Genomic DNA, 21,370 nt, shown 5'->3' with positions numbered 1-21,370 from the left:
GCCCCGGCGCCCGCACAACGGCGTTCCACGGCCAGGGGAGATCACTCATGTCGCGCCACCACGAGCTGAAGTACCGCACGTTCACGGCCTTCCAGCGGTGGATCGGCAATCCCGTCCTCAAGCGGCTGCCGGTCCAGACGCTCATCGAGACCACCGGACGCGCCTCGGGTCTGCCGCGCCGGACACCGATCGGAGGCCGGCTGGCCGGGCGGCAGTTCTGGTTCGTCTCCGAGTACGGCGACCGGTCGCAGTACGTACGCAACATCCTGGCCGATCCGAGGGTTCGGGTCCGCGTCAAGGGGCGCTGGTACACCGGCACCGCCCACGTGCTGCACGGAGACGACGCCCGCGCCCGACTGAAGAGTCTGCCCCGGTTCAACAGCGCCGCCGTCCTCATGGTCGGCGCCGCCCTCACCACGGTGCGGGTCGACCTCACCGACTGAACGCGGCGGTCGCACCGGCCGAACAGTCCCGGCCGCCGGCCCGGATACCGGGTGCCGAGCGCGCCTCAGGCCGGATGGCTCCGGGGGCGGATCCGGGCCGCCAGTACCGCCACGTCGTCCTCCGCGTGCCGGGCGTCGAGCTTGACGAGCACCTCGTCGAGCAGGTCGTCGACCCCCGCACCGGGCGGCAGACGCAGCGAGGACAGCCGTGCCAGCGACTCGTCGATGTCCTCGTCACGGCGCTCCACGAGACCGTCGGTGAACATCACCAGGGTGTCGTCGGGGGAGAGTCTGCGGACCACCTGCTGATAGCCGCCCACCCCCGTGCCCAGCGGCGGACCGACCGGCAGCGGCAGCAGTTCGCCGGAGCCGTCCCCGGCGAACACCACCGGGGGCAGATGCCCGGCGCCCGCGATCACCGCGATGCCGCGCGCCGGATCGACGCGGACGAGCAGGCAGGTGGCCGGACGCCGGGTGCCGTCCTCGGCGACCGCGGCGTCCAGACGGCGCAGCACGCGGTGGGGTGGCAGATCCGTGGAGGCGACATAGCGCAGCATCGAGCGGTACGCGTTCATGTCCACCGCCGCGTCCAGCCCGTGGCCCATCACGTCGCCCACGACCAGCAGGGTCCGCCCGAAGTGCAGCCGTACGGTCTCGAACCAGTCCCCGCCCACCAGAGTCCCGCCCCCGGCCGGCAGGTAACGGGTGGCGAGGTCGAGGTTGGGATGCGGCCGGCCCGGTTCGGCGAGCAGTGCCCGCTGGAGGTCCAGGACCGTGCTGCGGACGATCTCGTGCCTTCGGGAGTGACCGAGGTGCACGGCCGCCAGACGGGCCGCGTAGTGCGTGCCCGACGTGTCCGCGTCGGTGAACGGCGCCCCCTGCCGGACGGCGAGCAGCACCCCGTACAGGCGTCCGTGCGCGAGCAGCGGAACGGTCATGACCTGCCGGGGTATCCGCCCGGACAGGTCGATCGAGGCGGCGATCGGATGCCCTTCGTCGAGCGCCCGGACGGACAGGGGGCGCGGACCGCCCGACGGGGTGAGCAGCTGGGCGCGGCCGGCAGTGGCGGCGCGGAAGAAGTCCGGGTCCGGAGAGTGACGGTCGGCCGTCACGTCCGTCGGCAGCAGGTCCACCGCGGCGGTCTCGCAGAAGTGCCGGCACACGAACGCCACGAGTTCTTCGCAGGTGGTGCGCTCGTCGAGCGTCGTGCCGATCGACTCGATGGCGTCCTCCACGGCGTCGGACGGCATCCCCGCACCCGCCGTGTCGTCACCGCCCCGGCCCACCATCGCACCTCCACCGCAGCACCCGCCTGGATCCATCCACGCACGGGGGCGGCGGGCCCGCATGCTCAGCTCGTCGGCGGGCGGTCGTTCACCAGTACCGCCGCCCCGTCGAAGCGCCCCGTCTTGAGATCCCGCAGGGCCTGCGGCGCCCGCTCCAGCGGATAGGCGTGCGTCGTGGCGCGGATGCCGTGGCGGGCCGCGAGCGACAGGAACTCCCTGCCGTCCTCACGCGTGTTGGAGGTGACACTGCGCAGCTCCTTCTCGTAGAACAGGTCGCTCTCGTAGCGCAGCGGCGGGACGTCGCTCAGATGGATGCCCGCCACCGACAGGACGCCGCCCCGGTCCAGCGCCCGCAGGGCGACCGGGACCAGATCGCCGACCGGCGCGAACAGGATCGCGCTGTCCAGGGGCTCGGGTGGCTCGTCGTACGCCTCGCGGGCGGACGCGGCCCCCAGAGCGAGAGCCAGCCGTCGCGCGGCCGGATCCCGCGTCAGTACGTGCACGGTGGCGCCCTCGGCGAGCGCGAGCTGCGCGCACAGGTGGGCGCTGCCGCCGAAGCCGTACAGCCCGAGCCGGCCACCCCGGGGCAGCGAGGCCCTGCGCAGTGCCCGGTAGCCGATGATGCCCGCGCACAGCAGCGGCGCCAGGGCGACGTCGTCCATGCCGTCCGGCAGCCGGTGGGCGAAGGCGGCCGGTACCGTCGTGTACTCCGCGTAACCGCCGTCGGCGTCCCAGCCGGTGTACTCGGACGCGGGGCAGAGGTTCTCGGCCCCGCGCAGGCAGTACCCGCAGGTGCCGTCCGTACGGCGCAGCCAGGCGACGCCCACCCGGTCGTCGGCGGCGAAGCCGATCACGTCGTTCCCGGTCCCCGCCACCACGCCGACGACCTCGTGGCCCGGCGTCACCCCGGGGCGGTGCACGGGCAGGTCGCCCTCAGCGACATGCAGATCGGTGCGGCACACCCCGCAGGCGCGGACATGCACCAGGAGCTCGTCGGGTCCGGGCGTCGGCACCGGTCTTTCGACGAGGCGCAGCGGCTCACCCTCGATCGGCCCCGGCTCGGACACTTCCCACGCCCGCATCATCGTGTGCTCCGTCCTGTCGACGACCGGATCGGTCCGCTCTCCAGTGTCGTGCGGCGCCCGTTCTTCGGCGCGCGGCCCGCGCGGAGGCTGGCTAGCGTGAACAGCGCAACCGTTCACCGAACAGGAGAAGGTCGGGTCATGGCCGTACAGCCTGAAGGAACGCCCTGCTGGGCGGACGCGATGTTCAGCGATGTCGAAGGGGCCAAGAGTTTCTACGGGGACGTACTCGGCTGGACGTTCGGCGAGGCGTCCTCGGAGTACGGGAACTACACACAGGCCTACTCCAACGGCAAGGCGGTGGCCGCCGTCGTGCCGCCGATGCCCGGGCAGGAGGGCCAGTCCGCCTGGTGCCTGTACTTCGCCTCGCCCGACGCCGCCGCGACCGCCGCGAAGATCAAGGACCAGGGCGGTGAGGTGCTGATGGAGCCGATGCAGGTCGGCGAGTTCGGCACCATGACCCTGGCCCGGGACCCCAGCGGGGCCGTCTTCGGCGTCTGGCAGGCGGGTGTCCACGAGGGCTTCGAGTCGATCGGCGAGCCCGGCGCGTACGCCTGGGCCGAGGTCTTCACCCGCGACCCGGAGAAGTCCGACGCGTTCTTCCCGGCCGTCTTCCCCTTCACCGCCCAGCAGGTGCGCGACGACGCCATCGACTTCCGCATCTTCAACCTCGGCGGGAAACCGGTCCTCGGCCGGATGAAGATGACGGACGACTTCCCGCCCGAGGTGCCGCCGTACGTCAACGTCTACTTCACCGTCGAGAACTGCGACACGGCGGTGGCCAAGGCGACCGAGCGCGGTGCGGTCCTGCGCTTCGGGCCGATGGACAGCCCGTTCGGCCGGTTCGCCGCGCTGAGCGACCCGCAGGGCGCGCCGTTCTCCGTCATCGACATGAAGACGACCCAGGGCGAGATGCCCGAGATGGCGGACGTGTCCTGACGCCTTCCCGCACACGGGCGACACACGTCCGCGGCGTCGGGCACCGGGGGTTCTGCGGCCCGTGGCAGTCCCGCCGAGGACACGGTCGCGGGCCGCGCGCCGAACCCGCCACGGGCGCTGATCCCCGGCGGTCGGCCGCATCCCGGGCCTCCTCGCCCCGCCGGGGCCCCGGCGGGGCCCCGGCGGGGCGAACCGTATGCCGGTCGGCGGCGGGGTGAACCGCATGTTGGCCGGCGGCGGGGTGGGGCCGCGCCGGTCACTCACGGAGCGGGCCCGCGCCGGTTGTCGGTGGCGTCCGTGCCGGGCACCTGAGAGGTGGTTCGACCCCCGCCACGGCCCGCGCCTGCGGGCCGCCTCGGGCGCCCGAGGGGTGCGCCGGGCCCGTGCCCCGTGCGCGGCGCCCCCGCCGGGGCGTGGCATGATCGGGGTCATGCCTGAACGCGTTGTGGCCGCCTGTGACGGGGCTTCGAAGGGAAACCCGGGACCCGCCGGATGGGCCTGGGTCGTTGCCGACGGAGATGAGACCCCGACCCGCTGGGAGGCGGGACCGCTGGGCACGGCGACCAACAACGTCGCCGAACTGACCGCGCTGGAACGCCTGTTGACGGCGATCGCGCCGGATGTGCCGCTGGAGATCCGGATGGACTCCCAGTACGCGATGAAGGCCGTCACGACCTGGCTGCCGGGCTGGAAGCGCAAGGGCTGGAAGACGGCCGCGGGCAAGCCCGTCGCCAACCAGGAACTGGTCGCCCGCATCGACGAACTCCTCACCGGCCGCACGGTGGAGTTCCGTTACGTCCCCGCCCACCAGGTCGACGGCGACCGGCTGAACGACTTCGCCGACCGCGCCGCCAGCCAGGCCGCGATCGTGCAGCAGCCCGCGGGCAGCGACCTCGGGTCTCCGGAGCCGCCGGCGTCGCCCGACACCCCGACTTCCTCCGGTGCTTCCCGCCGCCCCGCGTCCAAGGCGCCACGGCAGGGCTCGTCGCCCCGGCAGGGCACGTCGAGCCGCACCATCAAGGCCAAGTTCAACGGCCGTTGCGTGTGCGGCCGTTCCTACGCCGCGGGCGAGCCCATCGCCAAGAACGCCCAGGGCTGGGGTCACCCGGAGTGCCGGACCGCGGAGCCGGGCGAGGCCTGACGCTCCTGCGTCCCCGTGCCGCGGCGGCACCGGTGCAGCCTGCCCCGCCCACACCGGGTGCCCGGTGCCGCGTCCGCCTGTGCCGGGCCCTTCCCCGAACCGCGGGTCCGGGCCTCCCGGTACCGCCGAGCCCTCTGCCGGCCCCGGGCATCTGTCCCGAAACACCCTGCGCGGTCCGCCCGTTGAGCCACCGGGGCGGATCGAGACGTCGTGCCCGGACGGTAGTGCGAAGACGCTGCGGGTCGGGGAGGATGAGGATCCTCGGCGGACGCCGGGGCGCGGGGCGCGGGCGGGGGCTGTGTGGAGGCATTCGAGGCGCTGGAAGCCGGGGACCCGCGGCAGGTCGGGCGCTACCGGATCGTTGCGCGGCTCGGGGCGGGCGGAATGGGGCGCGTGTATCTGGGGCGGTCGCCCGGAGGACGTGCGGTGGCGGTCAAACTGGTACGCCCCGAGCTGGTGGAGGACGGTGAGTTCCGCCGTCGGTTCGCCCGGGAGGTGGCCGCCGCCCGGCGTGTGAACGGAGTCTTCACCGCGGGCGTCGTCGACGCCGATCCGGACGGCTCGCCCGCGTGGCTCGCGACGGCGTACGTGCCCGGGATCGCGCTGGGCGAGGCCGTGGCGGTGCACGGCCCCTGGGCGGAGAAGCCGGTACTGGCGCTCGGAGCCGGTCTCGCCGAGGCGCTGGAGGCGATCCACGCGGCCGGCGTGGTCCATCGCGACCTCAAGCCGTCGAACATCCTGCTGGCGGCCGACGGACCCCGTGTGATCGACTTCGGGATCTCCGTCGCCGGGGAGGCCAGTGCGCTGACCCGTACCGGAGGCGCCGTCGGCACGCCGGGTTTCATGTCCCCCGAGCAGCTGACCGGCAAGCCCGTCGGAGCGGCGAGCGATGTCTTCTCCCTGGGTGTGGTCCTGGCGTACACCGCGACCGGATCCGGACCGTTCGGCAGCGGCCCGTCGCACGCCCTGAGTTTTCGTGTCGTCCACGAGGAACCCGAACTGGCCCCGCTCCCACGCCTCTTGAGGCCCCTGGTGGCCGACTGTCTGGCCAAGGAACCGGAGGCGCGGCCCCTGGTGGCCGAGCTGCTGGAGCGGTTCGCGGTCGCCGCTGACGGCGACCCGGGGGCCAACCACGGTCCCACCGGGCCCGGTTGGCTGCCTGAACCGGTCACCACCATGGTCCGCGCGGTGACGGTGCCGACGCAGCCGCCGGCCTCCGGGTCCGCGGAGGAGACCGCAGGGAGTGCGGGCGGCCGCCCCTCCCGTCGCCGCCTGCTCGGGATCGGCGCCGGTGTCACCGGCCTCGTCGTGGCCGGCTGGAACATCCACGACCTGGGGTCCTCCGACGGAAGGGCCCGGCCCTCGCCGGGTGAACAGCTGTGGCGATTCCCCGTCGGAGGGCTTGTCTACGCCTCGCCCGCCGTCGCCGACGGCACGGTGTACATCAGCAGTTCACGCCACCTCTGCGCGGTGGACGTCTCCTCCGGCCGGGCCCGCTGGAAGCGCCCCCTGGCCGGCGTCGGCCTCGGTTCGCCCGTCGTCGGTGACGGTGTGGTCTACCTCAACAGCGTCGACGACCACCTCTACGCGCTGGACGGCGCCACCGGTGAACAGCGATGGCGCGTCTTCGCCGCGGGCGCCGGTTCACCGGCCGTGGCCGACGGCATCGCGTACGTCGGCGGGGCGGACGGCCACCTGCACGCGGTGGACGCAGCGACGGGCGGGCAACGCTGGGTGTACGGCGCCGACGGCTTCGTGTCCACGCGGCCGGTCGTGGTCGGCGCGGTGGTCTACGCGGCGAGCCGCAGTGGTCTGTACGCGCTGGACGCGGCCACCGGCGATCAGCGCTGGAGCTTCGCGACCGAGGGGACCGTGTTCGGCGCTCCGGCCGTGGCGGACGGTGTGGTCTACGCCGGGAGCGACCGGGGAAAGCTCTACGCGGTGCGTGCCTCGGACGGTGAGCGGCGATGGAAGTCGCCCGACGCCGGCGCCGCGTTCTCGGCGCCGGCCGTCGCCGGCGGTGTCGTCTACGCCGGCACCGCCGACGGCAAGCTGCGCGCGGTGGACACCGACGGTCACGGACGGTGGAAGTTCTCGACCCGCAAGAACGGCCTCGCGTCGCCCGTCGTGGCCGGTCAGATCGTCTACATCGGCGCCACCGATCACCACCTGTACGCGGTGAACGCCGACACCGGGGTGTCACGCTGGAGGTTCGACACCGGTGCGCCCGTGTACTCGTCACCGGCGGTGGCGGACGGCGTGGCCTTCGTGAGCACCGAGAACGGCTACCTCTACGCGGTGGCCACCTAGAGCCGAGGCCACGGGACGGACAGGCGGACGACCGGCACTCGCTGGTCCGTGACCGGTGGTCCGTGACCGGTCGGCCCCCGAGGCGGGGGCCGACCGGTCACGGGCGGGCCGGGATCAGGCGGCGTCGAACGTGTAGAACGCGGTGTGGTCGAGCAGGTCGGCCGGCCGGGTGTCGTTCCACGGCTTCATCGTCTCGTCGAGGTCGACGACGTCCGGGGTGCCCGCGCGCGGCAGATAGCCGGAGCCGGGGTGACGGTGCTGCCACTCGGCCCACAGCTTGTCTATGAAGGCGTGGTGGAGCCAGAAGACCGGGTCGTTGGGGGAGACGCCGGTGGCCATCTGGCCGCCCACCCAGACGTGCACCCGGTTGTGCAGATTGACGCCCCGCCAGCCTTCGAGGTGATTGCGGAAGCCGTCCGACGCGCTGTTCCAGGGCGCCATGTCGTACGTCGCCATGGCGAGCACGGACTCCACCTCGGCGCGGGTCGGCAGTTCCCGGACCCCGCCGCCGAGCGATCTGCGCAGGTAAGTCCGGCTGTCGACACGGACGTTGATCGGCCAGTTGCCCGACGCGGCGGCGAACGGGCCGTCCATCACCCGGCCGTCCAGGCTGCGTCCGGTGCCACCGAGGAAGTCGGGCGCCCACAGGGACGAGCGCGCCGTGCGGTCGCTGCTCCAGTCCCAGTAGGGCAGTGCCACCGAGGGATCCACGGACTGCAGGGCCCGTTCGAACTCGAGAAGGAATCTGCGGTGCCAGGGCAGGAACGACGGCGAACGGTGGCCCGTCCGCTCGCCGTTGTCGGTGTCGCCGAGGATGAAGGCGTTGTGGGTCGTGACGAAGGCGTCGTACTTTCCACTGCGCTTGAGCTGCAGCAGCGCGTCGACGAATCGCCGCTTCTCGTCGGCGGTCAGGCTCGCCTGGTTCTTGCGTACGGTCATGTGCGGGACTCCACGATCTGCTTGCTGGGTGGTTCAGTTGGCGGCGAAGGGCACGAGCGGCGCCCCCTGCAGCTCCACGACGGCGGCGCGGGCGGCCGCTCGCGGGGTCGGCACGGGGGCGTAGTGGCTGACGACGCTGATCCAGCTGCCGTCGGCGTTCGTCATCACGTGCAGCTCCACGCCGTCGATGAACACGGCGTATCCGCCGCCGTGATGGTGACCGCCCCCGGTGACCGGGCGGCCTTCTATGCGGCGCCCCTGGTAGACCTCGTCGAAGGCTTCCGGGCCGCCGTGGTGGTGCTCGGCGGTCGAACGCCGTGCGGTGGCCGGTCCGTTCGGTGAAGCGGACGCGGAAGACGCGGTGAGGGTCTGGGCAGCCGCGCCAGCGGCGAGCGCGGCGGCGGCCCCGAGGGCGCGGCGACGAGTGAGCTCCGGCATGCGGAGGCCTCCTGTGATCAGCTGGGTTGATGACCCGATATGCCTATCGGGTCGTCAAACAGCGGGAGAAATCGCCGAATGTCGGTTGGCCGTGATCCGGACAATCGCGTATATGTCGTGCAAGGTTGAACGAAGATGATCTTGCTGTCCGGAGTGCTCGCGCCGCACCGGCGGGCGGAAATCCTCCGGCGGGGAGGCGTTGAGCCGATGATCTTGCGGTTGCGGTCAATGGCTCGTGGCGCGGCTCACGCTCGTGATCTGGCGTGAACTGCGAGCGGGGTGGCCCCTGCTACCCTTCGTGATCAATTGACCGCATTGTGCAACATAGGGGAGTGCGCGTGAAGATCGCGTGCGTCGGTGGCGGACCCGCAAGCCTGTACTTCTCGATCCTGATGAAGCTCCAGGACCCGTCCCATGACATCACCGTCCATGAGCGGAACCCGGCCGGATCGACGTACGGCTGGGGAGTGACCTACTGGGCGGGCCTGCTCGACAAACTGCGGGAGGGGGACCCGGCGTCCGCGCTCGCCGTCAGCGAGAACTCGGTGAGCTGGAGCGACGGCGTCGCCCACGTCGGCGACCGCACGACCGTGCACCCGGGCGACGAGGGCTTCGGCATCGGCCGCCGCCGGATGCTCGACCTGCTCGCCGAGCGGGCCCGGTCCCTCGGGGTCCGCGTCGCCTACGAGAGCGAGATCACGGCCGACCGGCTGCCCGACGCCGACCTGGTCGTCGCCGGGGACGGGGTCAACAGTGCCCTGCGGGAGCGCCACGCCGACCACTTCGGCAGCGAGATCAGCCTCGGGCGCAACTACTACATCTGGCTCGGCACCACCAAGGTCTTCGACTCCTTCACCTTCTCCTTCGTGGAGACGGACCACGGCTGGATCTGGTGCTACGCCTACCGGTTCGGCGACGACCGGAGCACTCTCGTCATCGAGTGCTCCCCGCGGACCTGGACCGGCCTGGGCCTGGACCGGGCGGGCGAGGCCGACGGTCTCGCGCTGCTGGAGAAGCTCTTCGCCGATCTGCTGAACGGGCACGGACTGATCGGCCGGGCGCAGGCCGACGGCGCCGCCCAGTGGCTCACCTTCCGCACCCTGACCAACCGGACGTGGCACCGCGGCAACCTCGTCCTGCTCGGCGACGCCGCCCACACCACCCACTACTCGATCGGTGCAGGCACCACCCTCGCCCTGGAGGACGCCATCTCTCTGGCCCGGGCGCTGCGGGAGCACGCGGACCTGGAAACGGCGCTCAGCGAGTACGGGCGGGAGCGGAGGGCGGAGCTCCTGTCGGTGCAGAGCGCGGCCCGCCACAGTGCGCAGTGGTACGAGAACCTGCCGCGCTACATTCGCCTTCCGCCAGCGCAGATGTTCGCCCTGCTCGGGCAACGGCACTCGCCGCTGCTGCCGTACGTTCCGCCGCAGCTGTACTACCGGATCGACCGCGCGGCCGGGCGGCTGGAGGCGTTGCGCCGCTTCAAGCGCTGGCTCGGACCGAAGATGGCCCGCGGCGTACAGTCCCGCGCCCGGCGATAGGGCCCCGGATATCGCGGGGCCCCGGTACGGCGGGGCCCCGAGCTCCCGGCCCTCCGGTGCCAATATTCATGGGCTTCCGGTGTTCCGGCTGTCCAGTGCCCCGGTACTCCCGGTCCTCCGGTACTCCCGGTCCTCCGGTACTCCCGGTCCTCCGGTACGCCCGGGCCCTCCGGCGCTCCAGTACTCCCAGGTTTCCGATATCCCGGCCTTCCGGTGCTCCGGCCTTCCGGCGCCCCGGTACTCCCGGTCCGGGGCCCGGGCTCTCCGGCACCCCCAGCCTCCGATACTCCCGGGTTCCCGATACCCGCCGCCCCCTCGGGGGGCGCCCTCAGGGACCGGCGTGCTCCTGGCCTGCGGGCGCGCCCCCATGCGCCGCCCGAGAAGTGGACCGCACTTGGGGTGAATGGCGATTCACCGCTATGGTGAATTGTCATTCACCTCTTTGTCGCGTCTACTTCTGGAGTGCCGATGGCGGCTCTGCGCGAGCGGCTCGCGATCCCTGTCCTGGCGTTCGGCGGGATTCTCATGGCCGTCATGCAGACGGTGGTCGTCCCGTTGCTGCCCGATCTGCCCCGGCTGACCGGCGCCTCGGCGGGAGCGGTCTCCTGGATGGTGACGGCGACCCTCCTCGCCGGAGCGGTGCTGACCCCGGTCCTGGGCCGTGCGGGAGACATGTACGGCAAGCGGCGCGTGCTGCTCATGGCCCTCGGGATGATGACGGTCGGCTCGCTGATGTGCGCGCTCACCTCCGACATCGGCGTTCTGATCGTGGCGCGGGCCATGCAGGGCGCGGCGGCCGCCGTGGTCCCGCTGTCGATCAGCATCCTGCGCGACGAACTGCCGCCGGAGCGCACGGGTTCCGCCGTCGCGCTGATGAGCTCCACCGTGGGCATCGGCGCTGCGCTCGGTCTCCCGCTCGCCGCCCTCCTGGTGCAGTACGCCAACTGGCACGTCATGTTCTGGGCGACGACCGCGCTCGGCGTTCTCGGGGTGTCGCTGGCCTGGTGGGCGGTGCGCGAGTCGCCCGTCCGGGAGCCGGGCCGCTTCGACACGGTGGGCGCGCTGGGCCTGGCCGCCGGACTGGTGTGTCTGCTGCTCGCCGTGTCCCAGGGCGGCACCTGGGGCTGGACCAGCCCGAGGATCCTCGGCCTGTTCGCCGCCTGCGCCGTCGTCCTCACGCTGTGGTGGCGACAGCAGCTGCGTGCCGAACGCCCTCTCGTCGACCTGAAGCTGGCGGCCCGTCCGCGCGTCGCCCTGCCGCACATCGCCGCGCTGCTGACCGGCTTCGCGTTCTACGGCAACTCGCTGGTCACGGCGCAGCTGGTGCAGGCGCCCACGGCCACCGGCTACGGGCTCGGCCTGTCCATCGTGGCGACCGGTCTGTGTCTGCTGCCCGGCGGTGTGACCATGCTGCTGCTCTCACCGGTCTCGGCGCGCATCTCGGCGGCCCGTGGTCCCCGGGTGACGCTGGCCCTCGGCACGGCGATCATCGCCTCCGGCTATGTCCTGCGGATCGCCGACAGCCGCGACCTGTGGATGATCATCCTGGGTGCCACGGTCTGCGCGATCGGCACCACCTTCGCCTACTCCGCCCTGCCCACCCTGATCCTGCGCGCGGTGCCCGCCGGGCAGACCGCGTCCGCCAACGGGGTCAACGTCCTGATGCGCACCATCGGGCAGGCCGTGTGCAGCGCCGCGGTGGCCGCCATCCTGGTGCATCACACGAGCCTCGTCGCCGGTGCCCCGGTGCCGACCCTGCACGGCTATCTGCTGGCCTTCGCCATGGCGGGTACCGTCGCACTGGTGGCCTGTGCCGCCGCACTGTCGATACCCACCGACCGCGCCTCCCGCGAGACCCCGCGCACCGGCCGCCGTACCGGCGCACGCCGCGACGAGGCCCTCGAAGGAGCTTGAGCACCGTGACCACCCCGCACTCCGGTCTCACGGCGTCCCCGACCGTCCCGGGGCCGGGTGAGCAGCCGACCGCCACCGATCCACCGCACCGGGAGCCGGAGGCCGCGCCCGCCGCACCCCGCCGCGACGCCGAGGCGAGCAAGGCGGCGATCCTGCGCGCGGCCCGGTATCTGCTGGCCCGGCACGCCCACGCGGACATCACTCTCAAGGCCGTCGCCGACCGGGCGGGGGTGAGCGCGCCGCTGATCCTCAAGTACTTCGGCAACAAGGACGCGCTGTTCGCCCGCGTCATGTCCTTCGAGTCCGACGCCGACGCCCTGCTGGACGCCCCGCTGGAGGAGCTCGGCCGGCACATGGTCCGCCACCTCCTCGAGGGCCAGACCCAGCGTGGCGCCGACCCCGTGCTGCGGATCGTCTTCGCCCCGTTGCAGGGGGAGCAGGGCGACATACTGCGCGCCAACTTCCGCGCCCAGGTCAGCGACCGTCTCGCCCGGCGGCTGAGCGGGGAGGACGCGGGGCTGCGGGCCGAACTCGCCGTGAGCACGCTGCTCGGTCTGGGCGTGATGTACGGCATCGCCCGGGGCTCGCACCTGCGTGCCACGACGGTCGACGACATCGTCGACCGGTACGCGCCGGCGGTGCAGGCTCAGCTCGCGTCCTGAGCCGGTCGCCCCCCGTCAACGGCCGCGAGGGGTCAGTTCACCCCGTCGGGGCGGAACTGAACGCTGATCCGGGGCCCCGCCGCCCGCGTGGTCTTGGGAATCGCGTGCTCCCAGGTGCGCTGGCAGGAGCCGCCCATCACGATGAGATCGCCGTGGCCCAGCGGGCGCCGCACGGTGTCCCCGCCCCCGCGAGGGCGCAGCAGGAGATCGCGCGGGGCGCCCACGGACACGATGGCGACCATGGTGTCCTCGCGGGCGCCCCGGCCGATCCTGTCCCCGTGCCAGGCCACGCTGTCGCGGCCGTCCCGGTAGTGGCAGAGCCCGGCCGTGCTGAACGGCTCGCCCAGCTCCTCGGCGTAGTGCGCGGACAGCGCGTCCCGGGCCTCGTCCAGGATCGGATGCGGCAGCGGATCGTCCGCGCGGAAATAGGCGAGCAACCGGGGTACGTCCACCACCTGCTCGTACATCTGGCGCCGTTCGGCCCGCCACGGCACCTCGGCGGCGAGCCGGGCGAAGAGCTCGTCGGCCCCGCTCAGCCAGCCGGGCGACAGGTCGATCCAGGCCCCGTCGCCCAGCGCGGTGCGGTGCAGTCCGTTCAGTGGACCGAGACGGAGCTCGTCGGTCTGGTCGAAGAGCGAGCCCTGGAGGTGCATGGCCATAGGGTCAGCGTACCCCCGTAATCGAATGTCTGTTCCATTAAGTGATCGGGTGTCGCGGTCACCAGGAGATCGGGCCCGCAGCGTCGAAGTAGCCGCCGGTCGGTCCGTCCCGGCCGATCCGTGCCATGCGCACGATGATCTCGGCGCCCTCCTCCACGGTCTGCGTCCCGGTGTTGCCGTTCAGGTCGGTGGCGGTGTAGCCCGGCTCCACCGCGTTGACGCGGATGCCGGGGAACGCTTTCGCGTACTGCACGGTGATCATGTTGACGGTGGTCTTGGACGCCGGATAGGCGACGCCCGGGTAGGCGTGGGTCGGGCTCGCGGGGTCGGTGATCCGGGTCAGCGAGGCCAGGCCGCTGCTGAGGTTCACGATGACCGGAGCGGCGGACCGCTGGAGCAGGGACAGGAAGGCGTGGGTGACCCGGACGAGACCGAAGACGTTCGTCTCGAACAGCTCGCGCATCATCCCGGCGGTGACGTCCGCCGCGCCGATCACGCTGTTCCCCTCGCCGCGCCCCTCGATGCCGGCGTTGTTGACCAGGACGTCCAGGCCGCCCTCGGCCTCGATGGTCTTCGCCGCAGCGGTGACCGACGCGTCGTCGGTGACGTCGATGACGACCGCGCGCGCCCCGAGTTCCTCGGCCGCGCGCCAGCCGCGTTCCGGGTCGCGGCTGCCCGCGTAGACAGTGTGGCCTGCGGCGACGAGTCGGCGGGCGGTCTCGAAGCCGAGGCCCTTGTTCGCTCCGGTGATGAGTGTTGTGGTCATGCGTCCAGAGTCGGGCAGCGCGGGACGGACAGCCAGGAGTCCCGTCTTCCTGGGACTGCCGGTACCAGGCGGGTCCGCGCGCGGAGGTGCACAGTTGGTGGCATGGCGAACACGGAGTTCGGGCGGACGGTGCGACGCTGGCGCGACCGGGTGACACCGGAGGCGGCCGGGCTGCCCGGCGGCGGGAACCGGCGCGCGGCCGGACTGCGCCGCGAGGAGCTGGCCCTGCTCGCCGGCATCTCGGTCGACTACATCACCCGCCTCGAACAGGGCCGGGCGGCCCACCCCTCGGAGCAGGTCGTCGAGGCCCTTGGCCGGGCGCTGCGGCTGTCCGGGGCCGAGCGTGAGCACCTCTTCCAGGTGGCCGGGCTGGTGCCGCCGGGCCGGGGCATGGTGCCCGCGCACATCACCCCGGGTGTTCACCGACTGCTCGACCGGCTGAACGGGACGCCCGTGGCGGTGTACGACGCCGCGTGGACCCTGCTGCTGGCCAACCCGCTGTACGCGGCCCTGCTGGGGGATCCCTCCGGGTGGCGCGGCAACGAACGCAACGGCGTCTGGCGCAACTTCGTCGGCCCCGCCGGCCGGGTGCGGCACACGCCCCGGGAGCGACGCGCCTTCGAGGCGACGCTCGCCGCCGACCTGCGCGCGACCGCGAGCCGGTACCCGACGGACCGACGCCTGACGCAGCTGATCGAGGACCTGTGTGCGAACAGCGTGCGGTTCGCGGAACTGTGGGAGTCCGGAGCCGTCGCCCGCCATGACGTGTCCCGCAAGACCATCGATCATCCCCAGATCGGCGCCGTGACGCTGGACTGCGACGTGCTGAGCGTCGCGGGCAGCGACCTGCGGATCATGGTCTACACGGCCGAGCCCGGCACGGAGGACGCCGAACGTGTCGCCCTCCTCGAAGTTCTCGGCACACAGGCCCTCGTGGAGTGATGTCGTCTACACCGCCCTCCGGTCGGCCAGTACTTCACGGATGACGTGCTCGGCATTGCCCGCGATCACCGGGTTCGTGGTGCGGTAGTACGGGAGTTGGTTCAGGGCCATGGACAGGGCCCAGCCACGGCCGCGCGCCCAGCCGGCGTCGTCGGCGCCCGCCGTGTCCCGGAAGACGGACCTCGCCGCGGCCGGCAGGAGGTTCCAGGCCGGGATGAAGTCGCAGGCCGGATCGCCGGTGCCGAGGGTGCCGAAGTCGATGACGGCCGCGAGGCGGCCCCCGCTGATCAGGAGGTTCATCGGCATCAGGTCCGAGTGGAGCCAGCGCGCCGGGCCCGTCCACGACGGCGCCGCGAGTGCCGCCTCCCAGGCCGCCGTCGCGGCCCGCGTGTCGATCACGCCGCGCAGGCCGGCGATCGCCGCTCGAGTCTCGGAGTCCACCGTGGCCAGCGGGGTGCCGCGGTAGGCGGTCGGCCCGCCGGGCAGGTCGATGCCCCGCAGGGCGGCGACGAACGTGCCGAGGTCGGCGGCCAGCGCCGGTGCGTCGGTGAGGGCGCCGGGCACCGGAAGGTCGCCGTCGAGCCAGCGCAGTACCGCCCAGTGCCACGGATAGCCCGCCGCGGGGGTGCCGAGGCCGAGGATCTCGGGGACCGGGAACGGGAGCGTCGGGGCGAGCCGCGGCAGCCACGCGTGCTCCCTGACCACGTCGTCGGCGCCGTCCGCGATCCGCGGGAGACGGACGGCCAGATCGTCGCCGAGACGGTAGAGGGCGTTGACGGTTCCGGCCGACTCCACACGCTTCAGGGGCAGTTCGGCCCATCGCGGAAACTGCTCGGCCAGCAGGCGTCGTACGAGCGAACCATCGATCCGCGCCTCGCCGACGTGCATCGGGGCTGCTGACACGGCGGCCTGCTTTCCGTGGGGAAGGGGTCGACTTCCGCCATCCTGCGTCCCGTTCGGGCCGCCTCGCAACGTGTTTCGGGCGGCCAGGCAACCTCGCGGACACGATCGCCGTCTTGATCGGCAACGGGCGGGTGGCGCACGGACCTCCATGAAGCAGTAATTCGCGGACGGAAATCGGACACACTATACCCTTTGCGTATACATGCTGTGTATACGTCGAGTGTATAGCAAGGTCGTGGCACGTCACCGCCTTGAAGGAGTCGACTACAGCATCACCACCGGGCCGCGACCGTATGCGGACGGACGGTGGCAGACAGAAAGGCATTCATGTACGGCAAGGCCTTCGCCCCGGAGTACCAGGGCGCTTTGACCACCCTGTCGGTGAACTCCTCGCTGACCGACGTCCTCGCGGCGGGCACCGAGCAACTGCGCGCCGCCGAACGCACCGGCGCGCGCGCCGAGGCCGCCCGGTCGGGCCTCGCGGTCGCCGAGGCGCACCGCCGGCTCGGGCAGGTGGCGGACGCCGACCGGGCCTGGAAGGCGAGTTACCGCACCGCCCGGGAGGCCGGCGACGGTGCCGCGATGGCGTGGGCGCTGTGGAGCGGCGGCACGCTGGCCCGCCAGCGCGGAGCGTTCCCGCTGGCGTGGCGGCTGCTGCGGCTCGCCGCCGAACTCGGCGGACAGTCAGGGGACGTTGTCGTGCGCGGCTACTCGCTGGCCGGAATGGCGGAGACCGGCCGCATCCAGGGCGACTACGCGGCCGTGACGGCCCTGCACGAGCAGCTGCTGGCCGAGGCCCGTAAGCGCGGCGAGGCCCGGCACACCGTGTGGGCCCTGGAGGGCATCGCCCAGATCCACCGCAACACCGGCGCGTACGAGAGTGCTTACGCCATGTTCGAGGAAGCGGCCGGGATAGCCGCCCGAGCCGAGGACCGGCGTGGCCACGCCTGGGCGCTGCGAGGACTCGCGGACATCGTCTCCGTACGCGACGGGGACACGGACCGCGCCCTTGAGCTGCTGAGTGAGGCGGAGGTGTCCTGCCGCGCGATGAAGCTGTCCGGCGCGCTCGCCTACAACCACAAGATGCGCGGCAACGTCCTCTACCGGGCCGGGCGTTACGAGCAGGCCCGCGATGTCTACGCCGGGGCCCTCGCCGAGTTCGAGGCGATGAGCGAACCGCGCGGCCGAGCCCTGTCCCGGCTCGGACTGGTCAAGTCCCTCGCCCGCCTCGGCCGCGACCGCGCCGAAACCGCCGCCGAACTGGACGAGTTGGCCGTGGCTCTGGAGGGCATCGGGCTGCGGCACGCCCACCGGATGGTCGAACGGGCGCGGACAGAGCTCGGGTTGACGCCCGAGACCGGCGAGACGGAGGCCGCGTGATGACCTCGACCGCCCTGCACCGCTCGACGGTCCCGGCGGAATCGGTGAATCCGGCAGCCGCCCAGTCGCCGCCGTCCGCCGCGCAGGTGCTGCGCCGCTGCCGCGAACTCGCCGCCCCCGCCCTGTCGGAGGCGATCGACACGCTGCACCCCTGGGTCGCCGAGATGGCCCGGTACGCGCTCGGCCGCTGCGAGGTCGGTGGCGCCCCCGCCGATCACAGCCAGGGCAAGGGTGTACGGCAGGCGCTGGCCGTCCTCGGGGCGGAGGCCGTCTCGGGCCCGGCCGACGCGGGTGTGCCGGGGGCCGTCGCGGTGGAGCTCGTCCACGTCTTCTCGCTGCTCCACGACGACATCATGGACGGGGACGCACTGCGCCGGGGGCGCCCCGCCGTGTGGAAGGCCTACGGCACGGGCCCCGCCGTCCTCGCGGGCGACGCGCTGTTCGCGCTGGCCGTGGAGACCGTGGCCCTGACCCCCCAAGCCGGTTTCGCCGTACGGCAGTTGACCGCGGCCCTCGGTGACCTGGTGCGCGGCCAGGCCGACGACCTGCTGTTCGCCGACCGGCCCTGGACCGGTCCCGGGGCGGTGGGCGCGGGGGAGTACGAGACGATGGCCGAGCGCAAGACCGGTGCGCTGCTCGGCTGCGCGCTGGCGCTCGGCGCCCGGCTGGCGGGAGCGCCGGGCGGGACCGTGACCGCGCTGGACCGCGCCGGACGTCATCTCGGCGTTGCCTTCCAGATCGCCGACGACGTGCTCGGCATCTGGGGTGATCCGTCGGTCACCGGCAAGCCGGTCCACGGCGACCTGCGGCAGGGGAAGAAGACCCTGCCGGTCCTCGCCGCGCTCAACGCGCCCGGGTGCGCGGAACTGGCCGGACTCCTCGGGGTCTCCCGCTCTCTCGACGGCGCGGGCGCCCGTCGCGCGGCGGCCCTCGTAGAGAGGGCCGGCGGTCGCGCGGCGGCCGTGCGCGAGGCGCGCCGCCATCTGGCCGCGGCGGACACGCTCCTGGCGGGCGTTCCCCTCGCGCAGGGGCCCGCGGCGGAACTGCGCACGGTGCTGTCCGCCCTCGCCGAGCGCACGATCTGACGCCCTCCGCGCTGTGCGACATGGGTCACATACGCGCGTCAACCAGCCTCGCCAGGCAACCGCCTCATTCCCCCTCACATCTGTCCGGGCGGTGCACTGTTGGCCGCTCATTGATCGCCAAGAAGCAAATATTTGTAAAGAGATGCCCACAAAAGCAAGAAAAGGGATCTTTCTTCTTTACATGTACATGGGCAATCGGTGAGGGTGGCGAATCGGGGCCCGACAGCCCCCGCGACGCCCAACAGCGCCGCGCCGTAAGGCGGTTGGCGATCCCGGCCGCCCCCGTGCAAAGGAACTCAGTGCGTAGACCCCACATACGCCGCGTGGCGATCGCCGTTGCGGTCACGACGGCTGCCACGCTCCCCGGCCCCGCCTTCGCGTCGGCCCCCGACGGGCCCGCCCGTGTGGCGACTTCGGCCTCCTCGCCGGTGGCCGCCGCCAGGGCGGCGGCGTTCGCGCACGCCTCGGCCACCGGTGTCACCCAGGGCGACACTCTCCAGGTCAAGGACGTGATGACGGACCCGGACGGAAAGCAGCACGTCCGCTTCGTCCGTACCCACCGGGGCCTTCCGGTCCTCGGCGGAGACATGGTCGTCCACCTCGGCAAGCGGGGGCAGTACCTGGGTGTGACCCGGGCCGCCGACCACGTGGTGAAGCCGTCCACCGTCGAGGCGAAGCTGACGCCCGAGCAGGCGGAGCGGAAGGCCGAGGCCGTCGCGAAGGGTGACGCGGGCAGCGCCCGGCTCGTCGTGGACGCCCGCGACGGCGCCGCCGCCCTCGCCTACCAGGTTCTCGTCATGGACAGCGACACCACGCAGGCCGGCGGATCGAGCACGGTCGTCGTGGACGCCCACACCGGCCGGATCCGCAGCAACACGCCCAACACCGACGAGTTCATATCGCCGTCCCTGGCGGACACGCTGCGCAAGCGGGGCGAGAGCGCGACCCCGCGGATCGGTACGGCTCCCGGGCTGTCCGGTCTCACGAGTGCGGCCGCGGCCGGCCACTACCCGGTCAAGGCCACCGGCAGTGGGGCCTCCCTCTTCGCCGGCAAGGTGGCGCTGACCACCACCCGGACCGCGCGGACCAGCTATCTCCTCAAGGACCCGACCCGGTGGAACACCGAGACGCGGGACGCCAAGGGCCAGGAACTGGAGTCCTTCGCGCGCGGCAAGACGTTCACCGACGGCGACAACAAGTGGGGCACCGGCACCACGGCGGCCCGGGCCACCGCCGCGGTCGACGCGCAGTACGGCATCACCCAGACCCTGGACTTCTACAAGAAGACCTTCGGCCGCAAGGGCATCAAGAACAACAGTGCCGGCGCCCGGGGAATGGTCCACTTCGGCAACAAGGTCGGCAACGCCTTCTGGGACTCGACGTGCGGCTGCATGCTGTACGGCGACGGCGACGGCGATCTGTTCAAGAAGCCGCTGGTCGTCCTCGATGTCACCGGTCACGAACTGACCCATGGCGTCGTCGACGCGACGGCCGCCCTCGAACCCACCCGCGTGGACGAGGACGGAAACCAGTACGGCGAGCCGGGCGCCCTGAACGAGTCGCTCGCCGACATCTTCGGCTCGAATGTCGAGTTCTCGGCGAACAACCCGAAGAACCCGCCGAACTACCTGGTGGGGGAGAAGCTGGGCCTCGCCCAGAAGTTCCTGCGCCGTCTCGACCACCCGTCCCTCGACCGGCTCGAGGAGACGATCGACTACTGGTCGCCCGCCGCGTACGACACCGAGGTGCACGCCGGCTCCGGTGTCTCCTCGCACGCGTACTACCTGCTCGCCGAGGGCAGCGGCCGCAAGACGATCGGCGGCGTGACGTACGACTCGCCGACGTACGACGGTTCGCGGGTGACCGGGATCGGCCGCACCAAGGCCACCGCCATCTTCTACCGGGCACTCACCCGTTACATGGTCTCCACGACCGACTTCCATGACGCGCGTACGGCCACGCTCAAGGCCGCCGCCGACATGTACGGGGCGAACGGCACCGAGTACAAGGCGGTGGACGCGGCGTGGGCCGCCGTCGACGTCACGGTCGCCAACACCCCGGCCGCGGACCACTGACGGACACCCTGACGGATGACACAAGGGTGCCCCGCCGTCCGGGCGGGGCACCCTTCGCCGTTCCCCGGATCAGTGCTGCTGCGTCTTCTGCGGTGTCGCCTCACTGGGACGTACGACCACGTAGCCCTCACCCTCCAGCTTCAGCTGTACGGCCTCGCCCGAACCCCCTCGGATCATCGAGCCGATCGACTGCGAGCGGTGCAGCGAGGTGCGCAGATGCGCCGTCCAGCCGACGACCGCGTCGGTGTCGACGAACACCGGCTGCTGCTGCGACACGGGAATGACCAGTGGGTTGCCCTCGCATATCAGGCCCAGGCTGCCGTGGCCGGTGAAGACGCTGTTGAACAGACCGCCGCCGGTGATGCCCGCGCCCTTCACGGTCTTTATCTCGTACGACAACGAGGCGTCGAAGCACAGGACGTTGCGGCCGTTGACGGTGAACACATCGCCCGGCTCGATGCCCACGATGAAACAGTTCTGCGCCTCGTGCGCGAACCAGGCCTCGCCCTGCCCCCGGACGGTCATCAGCGGAAGTCCCTCACCGGTGACCGCCCGCTTGAGCATCCCGCCCACGCCCTGGCCCTTGCGCTCGAACTGGAGACTGCCCCGGTAGGCGACCATCGCGCCCTGGCGCGCGAACATCTCGCCCTGGACGGCGTACTTGATGGACTTGGCGTTCTGGACGGTCATGCCCGCCGCCACGGCGGGCTGCACCATGTGGTCACTGGAGAAGAGATCGCTCTGCATGCGGGCATCCTGTCGCGGAGGGTGAGGCTCCGCCAGAGGCGTGGCGATCTTGCGACAGGCGGTGACCGGGTCGCGACATGCCGAAGGCCGGCCCGGGTCGACCGGACCGGCCCACAAG

The 21,370-nt window shown here is 72.1% G+C and carries 19 protein-coding genes; 11 read left to right on the top strand and 8 right to left on the bottom strand.

The window, feature by feature from the left end; translation table 11 throughout:
- The first annotated feature begins 47 nt into the window (after nucleotides 1-47).
- The gene (locus N4G66_RS30340) at nucleotides 48-443 is read left to right on the top strand and encodes a nitroreductase family deazaflavin-dependent oxidoreductase (protein ID WP_261707449.1); all 396 of its coding nucleotides are present in this window, start codon (nucleotides 48-50) and stop codon (nucleotides 441-443) included.
- A gap of 65 nt (nucleotides 444-508) precedes the next feature.
- On the opposite strand, the gene N4G66_RS30335 is transcribed toward N4G66_RS30340, so the two are convergent.
- Both N4G66_RS30335 and N4G66_RS30330 read right to left on the bottom strand, forming a co-directional pair.
- Nucleotides 509-1,693 (bottom strand): PP2C family protein-serine/threonine phosphatase, encoded by a 1,185-nt coding sequence (locus tag N4G66_RS30335; protein WP_261707448.1) that lies wholly within the window; start codon nucleotides 1,691-1,693, stop codon nucleotides 509-511.
- A 101-nt stretch (nucleotides 1,694-1,794) separates the two neighbouring features.
- Nucleotides 1,795-2,811, bottom strand: a complete 1,017-nt coding sequence (locus tag N4G66_RS30330; RefSeq protein WP_261707480.1) for a zinc-binding alcohol dehydrogenase family protein — start codon at nucleotides 2,809-2,811, stop codon at nucleotides 1,795-1,797.
- Between the two features lie 141 nt (nucleotides 2,812-2,952).
- Between N4G66_RS30330 and N4G66_RS30325 the strand changes: the two genes are divergently transcribed.
- From N4G66_RS30325 to N4G66_RS46245, 3 genes are all read left to right on the top strand, one after another.
- The gene (locus N4G66_RS30325) at nucleotides 2,953-3,750 is read left to right on the top strand and encodes a VOC family protein (RefSeq protein WP_261707447.1); all 798 of its coding nucleotides are present in this window, start codon (nucleotides 2,953-2,955) and stop codon (nucleotides 3,748-3,750) included.
- A gap of 418 nt (nucleotides 3,751-4,168) precedes the next feature.
- The gene (locus N4G66_RS30320; protein ID WP_261707446.1) at nucleotides 4,169-4,891 is read left to right on the top strand and encodes a ribonuclease H family protein; all 723 of its coding nucleotides are present in this window, start codon (nucleotides 4,169-4,171) and stop codon (nucleotides 4,889-4,891) included.
- 300 nt (nucleotides 4,892-5,191) lie between these two features.
- Nucleotides 5,192-7,201 (top strand): serine/threonine-protein kinase, encoded by a 2,010-nt coding sequence (locus tag N4G66_RS46245; protein ID WP_261707445.1) that lies wholly within the window; start codon nucleotides 5,192-5,194, stop codon nucleotides 7,199-7,201.
- A gap of 114 nt (nucleotides 7,202-7,315) precedes the next feature.
- Here N4G66_RS46245 and melC2 read toward each other — a convergent pair whose 3' ends face one another.
- Together melC2 and melC1 are read right to left on the bottom strand one after the other, a co-directional pair.
- On the bottom strand, nucleotides 7,316-8,140 hold the full coding sequence (melC2, locus tag N4G66_RS30310) for a tyrosinase MelC2 (RefSeq protein WP_261707444.1): 825 nt from the start codon (nucleotides 8,138-8,140) through the stop codon (nucleotides 7,316-7,318).
- 33 nt (nucleotides 8,141-8,173) lie between these two features.
- The gene (gene melC1, locus N4G66_RS30305; protein ID WP_261707443.1) at nucleotides 8,174-8,578 is read right to left on the bottom strand and encodes an apotyrosinase chaperone MelC1; all 405 of its coding nucleotides are present in this window, start codon (nucleotides 8,576-8,578) and stop codon (nucleotides 8,174-8,176) included.
- Nucleotides 8,579-8,916: 338 nt separating this feature from the next.
- Here melC1 and N4G66_RS30300 point away from each other — a divergent pair, with 338 nt between their 5' ends.
- From N4G66_RS30300 to N4G66_RS30290, 3 genes are all read left to right on the top strand, one after another.
- Nucleotides 8,917-10,119 carry an FAD-dependent monooxygenase gene (locus N4G66_RS30300; protein ID WP_261707442.1) on the top strand — a complete coding sequence of 401 codons (1,203 nt, stop codon included), beginning with the start codon at nucleotides 8,917-8,919 and terminating at the stop codon, nucleotides 10,117-10,119.
- A gap of 468 nt (nucleotides 10,120-10,587) precedes the next feature.
- Nucleotides 10,588-12,033, top strand: coding sequence for an MFS transporter (locus N4G66_RS30295; RefSeq protein WP_261707441.1), 1,446 nt, complete (start codon nucleotides 10,588-10,590; stop codon nucleotides 12,031-12,033).
- Nucleotides 12,034-12,182: 149 nt separating this feature from the next.
- Entirely contained in the window at nucleotides 12,183-12,695 is a 513-nt protein-coding gene (locus N4G66_RS30290; RefSeq protein WP_261707479.1) for a TetR/AcrR family transcriptional regulator, read from the top strand.
- 32 nt (nucleotides 12,696-12,727) lie between these two features.
- Here the strand turns inward: N4G66_RS30290 and N4G66_RS30285 are convergent, their stop codons facing one another.
- On the bottom strand, nucleotides 12,728-13,354 hold the full coding sequence (locus N4G66_RS30285; RefSeq protein WP_261707440.1) for an alpha-ketoglutarate-dependent dioxygenase AlkB: 627 nt from the start codon (nucleotides 13,352-13,354) through the stop codon (nucleotides 12,728-12,730).
- Between the two features lie 58 nt (nucleotides 13,355-13,412).
- Nucleotides 13,413-14,120, bottom strand: coding sequence for an SDR family NAD(P)-dependent oxidoreductase (locus tag N4G66_RS30280; RefSeq protein WP_261707439.1), 708 nt, complete (start codon nucleotides 14,118-14,120; stop codon nucleotides 13,413-13,415).
- A 102-nt stretch (nucleotides 14,121-14,222) separates the two neighbouring features.
- Here N4G66_RS30280 and N4G66_RS30275 point away from each other — a divergent pair, with 102 nt between their 5' ends.
- Entirely contained in the window at nucleotides 14,223-15,062 is an 840-nt protein-coding gene (locus N4G66_RS30275; protein ID WP_261707438.1) for a helix-turn-helix transcriptional regulator, read from the top strand.
- Between the two features lie 6 nt (nucleotides 15,063-15,068).
- Here N4G66_RS30275 and N4G66_RS30270 read toward each other — a convergent pair whose 3' ends face one another.
- Nucleotides 15,069-15,950, bottom strand: coding sequence for an aminoglycoside phosphotransferase family protein (locus tag N4G66_RS30270; protein WP_261707478.1), 882 nt, complete (start codon nucleotides 15,948-15,950; stop codon nucleotides 15,069-15,071).
- Nucleotides 15,951-16,292: 342 nt separating this feature from the next.
- Between N4G66_RS30270 and N4G66_RS30265 the strand changes: the two genes are divergently transcribed.
- From N4G66_RS30265 to N4G66_RS30255, 3 genes are all read left to right on the top strand, one after another.
- Nucleotides 16,293-17,345: a tetratricopeptide repeat protein gene (locus N4G66_RS30265; RefSeq protein WP_261707477.1), complete on the top strand. Its 1,053-nt coding sequence runs from the start codon at nucleotides 16,293-16,295 to the stop codon at nucleotides 17,343-17,345.
- A complete protein-coding gene (locus tag N4G66_RS30260) occupies nucleotides 17,345-18,430 on the top strand; it encodes a polyprenyl synthetase family protein (protein ID WP_261707437.1) in 1,086 nt (361 codons plus the stop codon). Before N4G66_RS30265 ends, N4G66_RS30260 begins: the two co-directional genes overlap by 1 nt.
- A gap of 299 nt (nucleotides 18,431-18,729) precedes the next feature.
- A complete protein-coding gene (locus N4G66_RS30255) occupies nucleotides 18,730-20,505 on the top strand; it encodes a M4 family metallopeptidase (protein WP_261707436.1) in 1,776 nt (591 codons plus the stop codon).
- A 69-nt stretch (nucleotides 20,506-20,574) separates the two neighbouring features.
- On the opposite strand, the gene N4G66_RS30250 is transcribed toward N4G66_RS30255, so the two are convergent.
- Nucleotides 20,575-21,252 (bottom strand): AIM24 family protein, encoded by a 678-nt coding sequence (locus tag N4G66_RS30250; protein ID WP_261707435.1) that lies wholly within the window; start codon nucleotides 21,250-21,252, stop codon nucleotides 20,575-20,577.
- Between the last annotated feature and the right edge of the window lie 118 nt (nucleotides 21,253-21,370).

It is taken from the genome of Streptomyces rhizosphaerihabitans (genome assembly GCF_025399795.1).
Classification (GTDB): Bacteria; Actinomycetota; Actinomycetes; order Streptomycetales; family Streptomycetaceae; genus Streptomyces; species Streptomyces rhizosphaerihabitans.
This window is presented reverse-complemented; position numbering and strand designations above follow the sequence as displayed.

What these genes read in the sequence shown, in the direction of transcription:
- N4G66_RS30340 (WP_261707449.1), top strand. Translation starts at nt 48, where the DNA reads ATGTCGCGCCACCACGAGCTGAAGTACCGCACGTTCACGGCCTTCCAG.
- N4G66_RS30335 (WP_261707448.1), bottom strand. Translation starts at nt 1,693, where the DNA reads ATGCCGTCCGACGCCGTGGAGGACGCCATCGAGTCGATCGGCACGACG.
- N4G66_RS30330 (WP_261707480.1), bottom strand. Translation starts at nt 2,811, where the DNA reads ATGCGGGCGTGGGAAGTGTCCGAGCCGGGGCCGATCGAGGGTGAGCCG.
- N4G66_RS30325 (WP_261707447.1), top strand. Translation starts at nt 2,953, where the DNA reads ATGGCCGTACAGCCTGAAGGAACGCCCTGCTGGGCGGACGCGATGTTC.
- N4G66_RS30320 (WP_261707446.1), top strand. Translation starts at nt 4,169, where the DNA reads ATGATCGGGGTCATGCCTGAACGCGTTGTGGCCGCCTGTGACGGGGCT.
- melC2 (WP_261707444.1), bottom strand. Translation starts at nt 8,140, where the DNA reads ATGACCGTACGCAAGAACCAGGCGAGCCTGACCGCCGACGAGAAGCGG.
- melC1 (WP_261707443.1), bottom strand. Translation starts at nt 8,578, where the DNA reads ATGCCGGAGCTCACTCGTCGCCGCGCCCTCGGGGCCGCCGCCGCGCTC.
- N4G66_RS30295 (WP_261707441.1), top strand. Translation starts at nt 10,588, where the DNA reads ATGGCGGCTCTGCGCGAGCGGCTCGCGATCCCTGTCCTGGCGTTCGGC.
- N4G66_RS30285 (WP_261707440.1), bottom strand. Translation starts at nt 13,354, where the DNA reads ATGGCCATGCACCTCCAGGGCTCGCTCTTCGACCAGACCGACGAGCTC.
- N4G66_RS30280 (WP_261707439.1), bottom strand. Translation starts at nt 14,120, where the DNA reads ATGACCACAACACTCATCACCGGAGCGAACAAGGGCCTCGGCTTCGAG.
- N4G66_RS30275 (WP_261707438.1), top strand. Translation starts at nt 14,223, where the DNA reads ATGGCGAACACGGAGTTCGGGCGGACGGTGCGACGCTGGCGCGACCGG.
- N4G66_RS30270 (WP_261707478.1), bottom strand. Translation starts at nt 15,950, where the DNA reads ATGCACGTCGGCGAGGCGCGGATCGATGGTTCGCTCGTACGACGCCTG.
- N4G66_RS30265 (WP_261707477.1), top strand. Translation starts at nt 16,293, where the DNA reads ATGTACGGCAAGGCCTTCGCCCCGGAGTACCAGGGCGCTTTGACCACC.
- N4G66_RS30260 (WP_261707437.1), top strand. Translation starts at nt 17,345, where the DNA reads ATGACCTCGACCGCCCTGCACCGCTCGACGGTCCCGGCGGAATCGGTG.
- N4G66_RS30250 (WP_261707435.1), bottom strand. Translation starts at nt 21,252, where the DNA reads ATGCAGAGCGATCTCTTCTCCAGTGACCACATGGTGCAGCCCGCCGTG.